At 59.5% G+C, this 13466-nt stretch carries 10 protein-coding genes and 1 pseudogene; 8 read left to right on the plus strand and 3 right to left on the minus strand.

Annotated features, from left to right (window positions below; genetic code table 11):
- The first annotated feature begins 82 nt into the window (after positions 1-82).
- The 4 genes and pseudogenes from QE432_RS17785 to QE432_RS17800 all read left to right on the plus strand — a co-directional run bounded on the left by QE432_RS17785 (position 83) and on the right by QE432_RS17800 (position 5199).
- Entirely contained in the window at positions 83-1003 is a 921-nt protein-coding gene (locus QE432_RS17785; protein WP_111783206.1) for a cation diffusion facilitator family transporter, read from the plus strand.
- 218 nt (positions 1004-1221) lie between these two features.
- Positions 1222-1986, plus strand: a complete 765-nt coding sequence (locus QE432_RS17790; RefSeq protein WP_003512171.1) for an isocitrate lyase/PEP mutase family protein — start codon at positions 1222-1224, stop codon at positions 1984-1986.
- 504 nt (positions 1987-2490) lie between these two features.
- A pseudogene (locus QE432_RS17795) lies at positions 2491-4157 on the plus strand (electron transfer flavoprotein-ubiquinone oxidoreductase).
- A 301-nt stretch (positions 4158-4458) separates the two neighbouring features.
- Complete coding sequence (locus tag QE432_RS17800; protein ID WP_003512182.1) at positions 4459-5199, plus strand: pentapeptide repeat-containing protein; 741 nt, start codon at positions 4459-4461, stop codon at positions 5197-5199.
- Positions 5200-5254: 55 nt separating this feature from the next.
- On the opposite strand, the gene QE432_RS17805 is transcribed toward QE432_RS17800, so the two are convergent.
- Positions 5255-6271: a zinc-binding alcohol dehydrogenase family protein gene (locus QE432_RS17805; protein WP_019564052.1), complete on the minus strand. Its 1017-nt coding sequence runs from the start codon at positions 6269-6271 to the stop codon at positions 5255-5257.
- Between the two features lie 103 nt (positions 6272-6374).
- Here QE432_RS17805 and QE432_RS17810 point away from each other — a divergent pair, with 103 nt between their 5' ends.
- Both QE432_RS17810 and QE432_RS17815 read left to right on the plus strand, forming a co-directional pair.
- Positions 6375-6764 carry a winged helix-turn-helix transcriptional regulator gene (locus QE432_RS17810; protein WP_013635769.1) on the plus strand — a complete coding sequence of 130 codons (390 nt, stop codon included), beginning with the start codon at positions 6375-6377 and terminating at the stop codon, positions 6762-6764.
- A gap of 120 nt (positions 6765-6884) precedes the next feature.
- Entirely contained in the window at positions 6885-7721 is an 837-nt protein-coding gene (locus QE432_RS17815) for an undecaprenyl-diphosphate phosphatase (protein ID WP_003512187.1), read from the plus strand.
- A 68-nt stretch (positions 7722-7789) separates the two neighbouring features.
- Here the strand turns inward: QE432_RS17815 and mgtE are convergent, their stop codons facing one another.
- Together mgtE and QE432_RS17825 are read right to left on the minus strand one after the other, a co-directional pair.
- On the minus strand, positions 7790-9163 hold the full coding sequence (gene mgtE / locus QE432_RS17820) for a magnesium transporter (RefSeq protein WP_306625153.1): 1374 nt from the start codon (positions 9161-9163) through the stop codon (positions 7790-7792).
- Between the two features lie 286 nt (positions 9164-9449).
- The gene (locus QE432_RS17825) at positions 9450-10694 is read right to left on the minus strand and encodes an MFS transporter (RefSeq protein WP_013635774.1); all 1245 of its coding nucleotides are present in this window, start codon (positions 10692-10694) and stop codon (positions 9450-9452) included.
- A gap of 235 nt (positions 10695-10929) precedes the next feature.
- Here QE432_RS17825 and QE432_RS17830 point away from each other — a divergent pair, with 235 nt between their 5' ends.
- Both QE432_RS17830 and QE432_RS17835 read left to right on the plus strand, forming a co-directional pair.
- The gene (locus QE432_RS17830; protein ID WP_003512196.1) at positions 10930-11838 is read left to right on the plus strand and encodes a diacylglycerol/lipid kinase family protein; all 909 of its coding nucleotides are present in this window, start codon (positions 10930-10932) and stop codon (positions 11836-11838) included.
- A gap of 211 nt (positions 11839-12049) precedes the next feature.
- Positions 12050-13426: an aspartate aminotransferase family protein gene (locus QE432_RS17835; protein WP_038490419.1), complete on the plus strand. Its 1377-nt coding sequence runs from the start codon at positions 12050-12052 to the stop codon at positions 13424-13426.
- Positions 13427-13466 lie beyond the last annotated feature (40 nt).

Below are 13466 nucleotides of genomic sequence, written 5' to 3' on the forward strand. Positions count from 1 at the left end.
CCTTCCACAGTTTTCGCTATCCCGCTCCATCTGTGCTGTTTATAGGAAGGCGGCGCCCGCTTTTGAAGGTTAAATACGCGTCATGACCGAACAATCTCTGCTGAAATTCTCAATTGCCATCACGGTTCTTCTGGCCGCGTTCGGCATTGGTGCAGGCCTGTTTTCCGGCTCTTTCGCGGTGGTGTTCGATGGCGTTTATGCCCTGACGGATGCCTTTATGACGGTGCTGGCGCTACTGGTGGCGCGGCTGATCGCGGCTTCCGCCGCCCCACGGCCCGGTGGCCGGCTGGCAGAGCGTTTTACCATGGGCTTCTGGCATCTGGAGCCGATGGTCCTCGGCCTCAACGGCACGCTTTTGATGGGCGCTGCGATCTATGCCCTGATCAACGCCATCGACAGCCTGATGGACGGCGGCAGATCGATCGAGTTCGATTACGCCATCATCGTCACCTTCGTCAGCTTTGCCGTTTCGCTCATCATGGCATGGTTCGTCAAACGCCAGAACCGCAGACTGAAATCGGCCTTCGTGGCGCTGGACGCCAAAAGCTGGCTGATGAGCGCGCTCCTGAGCGCGGCCCTGTTCCTCGCCTTCGCCATCGGCTACGGGCTGACGGGAACGGCGCATCAGTGGATCGCGCCCTATATCGACCCCGCCGTTCTTGCGCTGGTCTGCCTCATCATCATTCCCATGCCGCTCGGCAATGTGAAGCAGGCGCTCGCCGACATCCTTCTGGTGACGCCTTTTGAATTCAAGCAGCATGTGGACAGGGTAGCGGCCGAAGCCGTCGAAAAATTCGGCTTCGCCTCGCACTATTCCTATGTCGCCCGCGTGGGTCGAGGCCGCCAGATCGAACTCTTCTTCATCGTCCCGAAAAACTGGCCACCCCGGCGTCTCGAAGAATGGGACGCGATCCGCGACGAGATCGGCGATGCACTCGGCGGCGAGGGGACGGATCGGTGGTTGACGATTGTGTTTACGACGGATGAGGAATGGGCGGTTTGAACGGGATGTTTGATTTTAGCTGCTTGCGGTACTCATCCTGATTCGCAAGTAGAGGACTCTCGTAATTTTAGACAAAAAGAAATAGGTGCCCGAAAATCGGCGTTCTGAGCATTTTCCCGGTGCTAGTCGTTTCCAGGTAACGGCCGCGGCCTTTAGAACAGGCGACGGCTGAACGAAATTGAGCGAAAGCTCAAAGATAGCACACGGGAGACACCAAAATGAGCAATCAGATTGAACGTGCAGAAAAGTTTCGAAGCTTGCACATTCCGGGCGATCCCATCGTCCTTTACAACATCTGGGATGCAGGAAGCGCGATGGCCGTTGCCCGCAGCGGTGCGAAGGCCATTGCAACCGGAAGCTGGTCCGTTGCTGCCGCGCAAGGCTATTCGGATGGTGAGGAGATGCCGCTCGATGACGCACTGGCGGTCGTCGCTCGAATAATGAAATGCATCGATCTGCCTCTCACTGTGGATTTTGAAGGCGGTTATTCGAGTGATGCTGCAACGGTCAGGCGCAACGTAGGTCGTCTACTCACCCTCGGCGTCATCGGATTGAACTTCGAGGATCAGGTGGTGCACGGGACGGGCCTCTATGATGTCGATTATCAGGTGGACCGGCTTCGAGCTATTCGCAGCGCTGCCGAAGACCACCGTGTCCCGGTCTTCATCAATGCGAGAACGGACGTGTTTCTCAAAGCAGATGAGGGCATCGATCATGCGGTCTTGCTGGATGAGGTGCTCGCTCGCGGGGCAGCCTATAAGGCGGCAGGAGCAGATGGTTTTTTCGTGCCCGGGCTAAAAGACAAAAAGCTGATCAAAGAAATATGCGACCGCGCGACTTTACCGGTCAATGTTATGATATCGGGCGACCTGAAAGATATCCGAGAGCTGGCAGACCTTGGTGTGGCCCGGATCAGTTTTGGCCCCACGCCATACATCAAGGTGGCTGGAGACTTGGAAAACAGCGCACGCGTTTTTGCCTGAAAGCAACTCTTGTACTGACCTGATCTCATCATTGCTGAGGTCAAAGTCGGAAGAGCGGCGTTAGCCCGGCTGAGTCGGCCTTGGCGGAAAAACACTTTGCAGCTCGAGTTTTCGGCCGGCCGGATGGCTGGGAGTGCGAGCTGCAATGAACGGCGGGAAGCGTCCTGACCGCCCTGGCGACTTGGGCTCGGTGCAATCCTTGGAATTGGCAATCCTTTGCCATCAAATAATGACAAACCTTGACGCCTACCCACGCAACTCCTATTCTCAATCTTACGTGCACGTAAAAGTAATAAAATGCTCATCAGGTTGTCTGACAATTGAGTGGCGTGCGACATGTTTTGCCGCTATGGAAGCTCGACAAAGGCGTCGTGCTTTGCGAAGACAGGCTAGGGCGAATGTGTTGTCGCAGACTGATTTTTCGGCCAGTGCAGGCAACACGGTGCGAATGCCGGAAGCGGATATAACAACAGCCGGATGGGACCGGCGAGGTGAGAGGACAAGATGACGGAAGCGATGGAACTGCCGGAACGCGAAGCGATGGAATTCGACGTTGTGATCGTCGGTGCGGGTCCTGCGGGCCTTGCCGCTGCGATCCGTCTGAAGCAGGTCGAGCCGGAGCTTTCGGTCGTCGTTCTGGAAAAGGGTGCTGAAGTCGGCGCGCATATTCTCTCAGGTGCCGTGGTTGATCCCATCGGCATCGACCGGCTTCTGCCCGGCTGGCGTGAGGAAGAGGGGCATCCCTTCAAGACCGAGGTCAAGGACGACCAGTTCATGTTCTTAGGCCCGGCCGGCTCCATCCGTCTGCCGAACTTCATGATGCCGCCGCTCATGAACAATCACGGCAATTATATCGTCTCGCTTGGGCTGGTCTGTCGCTGGCTGGCGGAAAAGGCGGAAGCGCTCGGCGTCGAGATCTATCCGGGCTTTGCCGCCACCGAAGTGCTTTATAATGAAGAAGGCGCAGTGATCGGTGTCGCCACCGGCGATATGGGTATCGAGAAGAACGGTGAAACCCGGCCCCGCCTTCACGCGCGGCATGGAGCTGCATGGCAAATATGTGCTGATCGGCGAGGGCGTGCGCGGTTCGCTCGCCAAGCAGCTGATTTCCAGGTTTGACCTTTCGAAAGATCGCGAACCGCAGAAATTCGGCATCGGCATCAAGGAACTCTGGCAGGTCAAGCCGGAACACCACAAACAGGGCCTCGTGCAGCACTCCTTCGGCTGGCCGCTCGGTTTCAAGACCGGCGGCGGCTCGTTCCTCTATCATCTGGAGGACAATCTCGTTGCCGTCGGCTTCGTGGTGCATCTCAATTACAAGAACCCCTATCTTTATCCTTTCGAGGAATTCCAGCGCTTCAAGACGCATCCGGCCATCCGTGACACTTTCGAGGGCGGCAAGCGCATTTCCTATGGCGCGCGCGCGATTACCGAGGGCGGTTACCAGTCGGTGCCGAAGCTGACTTTCCCCGGCGGCGCGCTGATCGGCTGTTCGGCCGGTTTCGTCAATGTGCCCGCGCATCAAGGGCAGCCACAATGCGGTGTTGTCGGGCATGCTGGCGGCGGAAAAAATCGCCGCGGCTATTTCCGCCGGTCGCGCCCATGATGAGGTGGCCGAGATCGAGGCGGAATGGCGCGACGGCGATATCGGCAAGGACCTGAAACGGGTGCGCAACGTCAAGCCGCTGTGGTCGAAGTTCGGCACGCTTATTGGCGTCGGTCTTGGCGGTCTCGACATGTGGACCAACCAGCTGTTCGGTTTCTCCGTTTTCGGCACGCTGAAACACGGCAAGACGGATGCGCAGAGCCTTGAGCCGGCCTCCAAACACAAGCCGATCGCCTATCCGAAACCGGACGGCGTTTTGACCTTCGACCGGCTGTCATCGGTGTTCCTGTCCTCCACCAACCATGAGGAAGACCAGCCGGTGCATCTTCAGGTGAAGGATATGGACTTGCAGAAGCGTTCCGAACACGACGTCTATGCCGGTCCTTCGACGCGTTATTGTCCTGCCGGCGTTTATGAGTGGGTGGAGAAGGACGGTGAGGAGGTCTATGTGATCAACGCGCAGAACTGCGTGCACTGTAAGACCTGCGATATCAAGGATCCGAACCAGAACATCAACTGGGTGCCGCCGCAGGGTGGCGAAGGGCCGGTTTACGCCAATATGTGATCGCGGTGCTAGTCTGCCGGCAACCTTCGTCTTGCCCGGGCTTGCCCCGGGCATCTGCAGCCGATTGATTTCACGATACGTGGTTGGATCCTCGCGACAAGCGAAAGGATGACGTCTCGTGCGCGAGGCATCGAAAGTCTCGTCCCCCTAGTATTTGTGGATTGCCCTTCGATTTCTTACATATAGGATGTTGGGGTGTTGTAGCTTTGCATGGTCCATGGATTGTGGGCCAGGAATGCGGTAACGCCTTGAATGTGCATATGTTGCGTTTGGGCCGTCGCCCGGCGGCAGGAGTGATGGAATGTCCGGCTTTCAGAGGCTGAATATCGTGCGGAATACAAGGATCGTCGCCGGTCTGGCGGCAGGTATGGTAGTTGCCGTTTCGCTCAGTGGCAGCCCGCTGATGGCCGCCAGCTGCCGCGCCGACGCCATGGCCGGCATCGACTGGCGCGAATGCAACAAGCGCCTCCTGATGCTGGGCGGCAGCAACCTCGATTCGGCGATGCTTTACGGCACGGATTTCACTTATACGGATTTGCGCGGCTCCTCGCTGAAGGGCGCCAATCTTGAAAAGGCGAAACTCATCCGGACGGCTCTTGGAGAGGCGAACCTGCAGGGCGCCAACCTGACGAAGGTGGAAGCCTACCGCAGCGACTTTTCCGCCGCCGACGCCACCAGCGCAAAATTCATCAATGCGGAAATGCAGCGGACCAATTTCAACAAGGCCAAACTGGACGGCGCGGATTTTACCAAGGCTGAACTCGGGCGTGCCGAGTTTGAAGATGCCAGCCTGTCCGGCTCGAAGTTTTCGCTGACCAATCTGTCGCGTGCCAGCTTCCAGGGCGCAAAGCTCGGCGGCGCGGTGGATTTTGCCAACGCCTTCCTGCTGTTGACCCGCATAGAGGGGGTCGATCTTTCCGCCGCCACCGGCCTTGAGCAGAAACAGATCGACATCGCCTGTGGCGACGCCAAGACAAAACTGCCGAGCGGCCTGACGACGCCTGCCGCATGGCCATGCCCGGAAGATCCGGAAGACGATTGACCGGGAAGGGCGCGCTTTATCAGGCGCGCACCTCCCACTTCGTGTGACGTGAAGATCAAAAGCCCGAAAGCACGATCTTGCCCTTGGCCGTGTTGCTTTCAATCAAGGCGTGGGCCTTGATGAGGTTTGCGGCGTTGATGGTGCCGAAAACCTCGGTCAACGTCGTCTTGATCTTGCCGGCATCAACCAGTTCCGCAACGTGATTGAGCAGCTTGTGCTGTTCGATCATGTCAGGCGTCTGGAAAACCGCGCGTGCAAACATCATTTCCCAATGGATTGAAACGCATTTGCGCTTGAACGCCATGGCGTCGAAACCGCCGGCCGGATCGTCGATCAGCGCAAAACGGCCCTGCGGCGCAATGGTCGCCACGCTGTCTGGGGCGTGAATGTCGCTATGGGTGGTCGAGAATACGAAGCCCGGTGCACCAAGGCCAAGCGCTTCCACCTGCGGGGCAATCGGCTTGCTGTGATCGACGACATGATGCGCGCCGAGGTCTTTGGCCCATTGCATCGTTTCCGGCCGCGAAGCCGTGGCAATGACGGTGAGATCGGTCAGTGCGCGCAGAAGCTGGATGGCAATCGAGCCGACGCCGCCGGCGCCACCGATCACCAGAACAGCATTTGCCGCACCCGGAACGGGCTCTGTCACCCGCAGCCGGTCGAACAGCGTCTCGTAGGCCGTGATCGCGGTCAGCGGCAGTGCCGCCGCTTCCTCGAAATTCAGCGACTTCGGTTTGGCGCCAACGATGCGCTCATCGACCAGATGGAATTCGCTGTTGGAGCCGGGGCGGTTGATGACACCAGCGTAAAACACCTCGTCGCCGGGCTTGAACAGCGATACCTTGTCGCCGACGGCTTTCACCACGCCCGCCGCATCGAAGCCCAGCACGCGGGCAGCACCGTTTTCCGGCGCCTGGTTGCGGCGAACCTTGGTGTCAACAGGATTGACCGAAACGGCCTTCACCTCCACCAGAATATCATGCCCCGTCGCCTCCGGCTGCGGCAGGTCGAGGTCGATAAGGGCATCCGTTGCGGTAATGGGCTGGCTCGTCTTGTAACCGATGGCGCGCATGAACAGTCTCCTTTGCTTGTTTGCGTGCCTCTTACTTGATACATATGAACATCGATCGCAAGAATGCACATTTTGTGATGATACATACAAAAAGGATACTGTGATGTCGCGACCGCGCGCCAAGCTTACCGGCAATTTTCCGGGCTGCCCGGTGGAGTCTGCCTTGAGTTTTCTCGACGGCAAATGGAAAGGCGTGATCCTCTATCACCTCATCAACGAGGGCACCCTGCGCTTCAACGAGTTGCGCCGCCACATCCCAAGCGTCACCCAGCGCATGCTCACCAAGCAGCTGCGGGAACTGGAAGAGGCGGGCCTGATTTCGCGCACCGTCTTCCCGGTTGTGCCGCCGCGCGTGGACTATGCGCTGACGCCACTTGGCGAAACCATGAAGCCGGTGATCTCGGCGCTGAAAAGCTGGGGCGACGCCCATGTTGTGTGCAAGAACGGCGCGAAATACACCCTTCATCCTGAGCCTGCGGAGAAAGCAGCCTGAAAAATAACGGGTAAAACCAAGCCCTCCCGCACTTCTTTTTCATGGTGCGATGCAACACGGATTTGCCCGGTTTGATGCATAATGCTGCGAATTCGATTCGCAGCAGGGACATCAAATCACATGAGCATCGGTTGGTTGGAGGCCGGATTTCTCGGCCTTTTGCAAGGACTTACGGAATTTCTTCCGGTTTCTTCAAGCGCGCATCTGAGGATAGCCGGGGAGTTTCTGCCCTCCGGTGCGGATCCGGGCGCCGCCTTCACGGCGATTACGCAGATCGGCACGGAAGCGGCGGTGCTGGTCTATTTCTGGTCCGATATCATGCGGATCGCCGCCGCCTGGCTCCGGCAGAACCTTCGCCTCGGACCCTATGACAAGTCCGATGCGCGGCTTGGCTGGCTGATCATCGTCGGCTCGGTGCCGATCGTGCTGCTCGGCCTGTTCTTTAAGGATGCCATCGAGCATTCGCTGCGCAATCTCTATATCACCGCCGTAATGCTGATTGTCTTCGGCATCATTCTCGGCGTCGCCGACAGGATCGGCAAGAAGCGCTACAAGCTGAACCAGCTGATATGGCGTGATGGCATCCTGTTCGGTTTCGCGCAGGCCATGGCGCTCATCCCCGGCGTCTCGCGCTCGGGCGGCACCATCAGCGCCGGCCTGCTGTTAGGCTACACGCGCGAGGCGGCCGCACGATATTCCTTCCTGCTCGCCGTTCCCGCCGTGTTCGGTTCCGGCTTCTACCAGCTGTTCAAAAGCATCGGCGAGGAGAACCCTGTAGGCTGGGGCCAGACGGGGCTTGCAACCCTGATCGCCTTCGTCGTCGGTTACGCCGTGATCGTTGTCTTCCTCAAGCTGGTCTCCACCAAGAGCTACATGCCCTTCGTCTGGTACCGGGTGGTCATCGGCGTCATTCTTTTGGGACTTCTCGGAACGGGCGTTATCAGCGCCGGCGGTTGAGGGGTGGTTGCCCTGTCGAAAACGCTGCAAATGAAAAGGCCCGCTCTTTCGAGCGGGCCTTTTGTGTTTCAGAGCAGCGTGCCGCTGAGGATAACCAGCGCCACCGAGAAGTAGATGACGAGGCCGCTGACATCCACCAGCGTGGCGACGAACGGTGCAGATGCGCTGGCTGGATCCAGCCGCAGACGCTGTAGCAGGAATGGCAGCATGGAGCCGGCAAGCGAGCCGAAGGTGACGATGCCGACGAGTGCGGCAAAGACGGTGGCGCCCACCAGCAGCCAGTGGTCGCCATAATCATAAAAGCCTGCCTGCTGCCAGATGGTCAGACGCAGGAAGCCGATGGCGCCGAGAATGCAGCCGAGCGTCAGGCCCGTCGGGATTTCCCGCAGCAGCACCCGCCACCAGTCCGAAAGCTTCAGTTCGCCGAGCGCCAGCGCCCGGATGATGAGCGAGGTGGCCTGCGAACCGGAGTTGCCGCCTGATGACATGATGAGCGGTATGAACAGCGTCAGCACGACGGCTTTTTCCAGCTCGCCTTCAAAATGCTGCATGGCGCTTGCCGTCAGCATTTCACCCAGGAACAGGGCAGCCAGCCAGCCTGCGCGCTTGCGGATCATGTCCGGAAAGCCCATTGCCATATAGGGCTTGCCGAGTGCTTCCATACCACCGAACTTGTGGGCGTCTTCCGTGGTGTCGGCGATCATGGTGTCGATCACGTCGTCGACCGTGACGATGCCGAGGATATGCGAATGATAGTCAACGACGGGAAGCGCCAGAAGGTCGTGCTTGCGGATGAGCCGGGCAACATCCTCCTGCGACATCAAGGGGCTGGCACAGACGATGCCTTCCTTCGATGCAACGGAGAGAATGGAGGCGCCGGCCTCGCCGGTCAGCAGGCGACGCAGCGTCACGACGGTGGACAGCGTTCCGTCCTGCGCCAGAACATAGATGGCATAGACCGTTTCACGCGACCGCTCGACGACGCGGATGTGCGAAAGGGTCTGTTCCACCGTCCAGTTATCCGGCACGCTGACGAATTCCGTGGTCATGATCGAGCCGGCGGTGCGCGGCGGATAACCCATCAGATGTTTGATGGAGAGCGCGGTCGTGCGGTCCAGCCGGGAAAACAGCTTTGCGCGCGGCTCTTCGTCCATTTCCGCCATGACGTCGGCAACGCGGTCGTCAGACATCAGGTTGACGAAGCGGGCGGCCTGGTCAAGCGGAATACCGGCAATGATGGCGGCTGCGTCATGCAGTTCCGGCCGGTCGAGAATGGCGACGGCCTTTGCCTGCGGCATGGCGAGCAGGGCGGCGACTGCCTCATGCGTATCGAGTGTGTTGAGATGCTCGACGCGTTCTGCAATGGTGGTGGAACCGGCATTTCCGCTGCGGAGAAGACGTGCGGCCTTGCTGGCTCTCTGGGAGAGGGTGTGGAAGTTCATGATTGCTCACCTTTCCGTCGATTCGCCGATTACGACGAACGCGGTGGTGAGCCGACAGGTGCCGGATCAGTTCCCGTTCGCCGCTTTCGGCAAAGGCAATCGACTACTACTGTCGCTAGACATCAAATGATGCTCCGTTAAAATCCGCGCTGTGCCGGGTCACGGCCTGCGCGTAACGCCGTGTTGCGCCCGAAACCAAAAAGAGTCAAGCGAGCCGATCGTGAAATTTCCGTAAGGTTTATTGCAGGTGCCGGAACGGGTGTTGCGGCCGCTGAAAAACCGGCTTTCAGCCGGCTTTTGCGCGCCGTTCGACGGTGACGGACACAAGGAAAACGCCAAGCCCGAGAAGCGAAAGAACAGCGCCCACATAACCGGTGGAGGCATATCCATAGCCCATGGCGATGACCATGCCGCCAAGCCATGCGCCGAGCGCGTTGGCGATGTTGAAGGCGGAGTGGTTGGAGGCAGCCGCAAGCGTCTGCGCATCCGCTGCCACATCCATCAGCCGCGTCTGCACGGCGGGGCAGGCGGCAAAACCGCAGCCGATCAGGAAGACGCAGAGACACATCATGAATGGGTCATGCGCCGTCATGCCGAACACGGCCATGACCACCACGTTAAAGGCGAGCATGCCGCCGATCGTGCCGTTGAGCGAGATATCGGCCAGCCGCGAGCCGACCACATTGCCGACATTCATGCCGATGCCGAAGAGGGCGAGGACCATGGAGACGGTGGAAACCGGCATCATCGCGACATCGGTGGTGGTCTTGGCGATATAGCTGAAAACCGAGAACATGCCGCCGAAACCGACCGATGCGATGGCGAGCGTCAGCCACACCTGCACGCGGCGGAAAGCCCCGAGTTCACGCCAAACGCTGGCACCTTCCTCTACCCTGTCGCGCGGCTGGAACAGCCACAGCAGGGCGACTGTCAACAGCCCGATGCCGCCCACCAGCATGAAGGCTGCGCGCCAGGAAAGCATCTGCCCGAAGAAAGTGGCAAGCGGCGTTCCAAGCAGCGTGGCGATGGTGAGGCCAAGCATGACGCGGCCAACGGCGCGGGCACGTTTGTGGATTGGCGCCATGGAGGCAGCCACCAGCGCTGCAACGCCGAAATAGGCGCCGTGCGGCAGGCCGGTGATGAAGCGCAGCACGGTGAAGCTCAGGAAATCGGGTGCGACGGCGCTCAAGATATTGCCGAGTGCGAAAAGTCCCATGAGGCCGAGAAGCAGGGTGCGCCGCGTCATGCGCGCAGCCAGCACCGCGATGATGGGAGCACCGATGACGACCCCCAGTGCATAGGCCGTGATGACGTAACCTGCCTGGGGCACTGTGACGCCATAGGTCGTTGCGACGTCAGGCAGCAGGCCCATGATGGCGAATTCGCCGGTGCCGATGCCGAAACCGCCGGCGGCAAGCGCCAGTTCGATGAGTGCGACGGCAAACGGCGTCAGTGCCACGGCAGGCCTTGCCGCAACAACGGTTTCACTCTCCGCCTCGAGGCGGGCTTCCGACAAATTCGAATGGCTCATTGCGACCTGAAAAGGGGGAGGACCCCACAGAAAAAAGGGCAAGACCGTATGGGAACGGCCTGCCCTGACTGGAGATGCGCGGTCATGAAAATGACCTTAAGTGATATCTAACATGAAATGATGCATTGCGGTAGAGCGATTCTCGGCAAAAGAGCATCTTCACGCGATGGTGTTTGGAACCCTATATAACCCCAAGCATTTACGCGCGGCTGCCTCACAGGATCAGGTTGGAAATATGAAGCTCATTGCAATTTTCAATCGTGACGGCGGCACCTTCCGCACCACGGATATGGACGCCTATTGCGACCACGCCCGCGAGGTCTTTTCCCGCGCCGGCCACACGATCGACTGCCGCGTGGTCTCCGGCAAGGAAGTTGTCGAGGAGATGGAACGCGCCGCCGATGAGCCTGATATCGAAGGCATCATTGCCGGCGGTGGTGATGGAACGATTTCGGCCGCTGCCGGTATCGCCTGGAAACACGGCATCGCGCTCGGTATCGTACCGGCCGGCACCATGAACCTGTTCGCCCGCTCGCTGAAGCTGCCGCTCGATATCCGCCAGGTCCTGGAGACACTGGCGAATGGCGAGATCGCCAATGTCGATATCGCCAGCGCCAACGGCCGTCTTTTCGTCCACCAGTTTTCCGCAGGCCTGCATTCGCGCATGGTGCGCTATCGCAACAATCTCGCCTTCGCCTCCCGCCTTGGCAAGATCAAGGCAAGCGTCCGCGCCGCCATCAGCGTCATTCTCAATCCGCCGGTCTTCGAGGTGGAATATACGGTCAATGGCAAGACGCAGCGCCGCAAGGTGTCAGCAATTTCCGTCTCCAACAATGAATTCGGGCAGAACTCACTTCTGGTCGCGGATAATGTCTCGGGCGGCCATCTCGGCTTCTATCTCACCGATCCCTTGCGCCCCTCGGGCGTCGCAAGGCTCGCTTTCGACATCCTGCGCGGCAAGCTGAAGGAAAACGCTGCTGTAACGGCCACGACCGTTACGGGTGTGGAACTTCATTTCCCCAAGAAGCGCCATGACGTGCGTTGCGTCATCGATGGCGAATTGCTGCCGATGGAGCGCGACGTGGCACTTGAAGTCCATGCCGGCGAATTGAAGGTGCTGGTGGGGCGAGGGGTCTTGGCGTAGCGCACCACCTCCATAACGCTGGAATCGAACCTGCTTAAAGGTAGCGGCGCATTTCTTCTCCCCGGCGGGGGAGAAGAAACAAGCGGCAAGGCCGACTCATCGTCTCGATCCCCCAAAAAACGCCAGTCTTGCCAAATCGAAGCCGCCCGGCCATGTTCGGTCGGGTGCGGCTCCGGAAGGCGCCGTCGTCTTTGCGGGAGTGCGATCTGTCATGAATGAAGTCTCCAAGCCGGTGTCCAACCTTGCCGCCATCGATGCCGCCCATCACCTGCACCCCTTTTCCGATATGGGTAAGCTGAACGCGAGCGGCACCCGCATCATCGAGCGCGCAGAAGGCGTCTTCATCTATGACAGCACCGGCAAGAAGTATCTCGACGCCTTTGCCGGACTATGGTGCGTCAATATCGGTTACGGGCGCCGCGAGATCGCCGATGTCGTGCAGCGCCAGATGAACGAACTGCCCTATTACAACGCCTTTTTCGGCACTACGACACCATCAGCCACACTCCTGGCTCAGAAGATCGCTTCCCGTGCCGGGCCGAAGATGAACCATGTGTTCTTCACCAATTCCGGTTCGGAAGCCACCGACACCTGGTTCCGCATGGCGCGTGTCTACTGGAAGGCGCTCGGCCATCCGACGAAGACCAAGGTGATCGCTCGCCGCAACGGCTATCACGGCTCTACGGTCGCCGGCGCTTCGCTCGGCGGCATGAAGTGGATGCACGAGCAGGGCAATCTGCCGATCGAGGGTATCGCCCATATCGGCCAACCCTATTGGTATGCGGAAGGCGGCGATCTCTCACCCGCGGAATTCGGCCTGAAGGTGGCCCGCGAACTGGAAGCGAAGATAGACGAGCTCGGTGAAGAGAATGTCGCGGCTTTCGTGGCGGAACCCATTCAGGGCGCCGGTGGGGTCATTGTGCCACCGGAAACCTACTGGCCGGAAATCGCCCGCATCTGCAAGGCGCGCAACATTCTGCTGGTGTCCGACGAGGTGATCTGCGGTTTCGGCCGCCTCGGTTCCTGGTTCGGCTACCAGCATTTCGGCGTGGAGCCGGATCTCGCGCCCGTCGCCAAGGGCCTGTCATCCGGTTATCTGCCGATTGGCGGCGTCCTCGTTTCCGACCGGGTGGCGGAGGTGATGTTGTCCGAGGTCGGTGATTTCAACCATGGCTTCACCTATTCCGGCCACCCCGTCTGCGCCGCCGCCGCTCTGGAAAATATTCGTATCATCGAGGATGAGGGGCTGGTGGAACGGGTGCGGGATGATATCGGCCCTTATTTTTCGCAAGGCTGGAAAAGCCTCACCGACCACGAGTTGGTGGGTGAGGCAGTGAATGTCGGCCTCATGGGTGGCCTGCAGCTTGCGGCCGACAAGGCGACCCGCAGGCGTTTTGCCAAGCCGGATGACATCGGCACCGCCGTGCGCAACCATTGCCTGGCAAACGGCCTCGTCATGCGTGCCACCGGCGACCGCATGCTGGCATCACCGGCGCTGACGATCAGCCGCTCGGAGGTGGACCAGATCATCGAGACTCTGCGCAAGGGGCTCGATCACCTGCGCGATACACCAGAGCATTTCCAATAGAAGCGCGTAGTTGTTTTACGTCCGGGAAATGCGACAAAAA

The sequence above is a fragment of the Agrobacterium sp. SORGH_AS_0745 genome (genome assembly GCF_030818995.1).
GTDB lineage: Bacteria > Pseudomonadota > Alphaproteobacteria > Rhizobiales > Rhizobiaceae > Agrobacterium > Agrobacterium tumefaciens.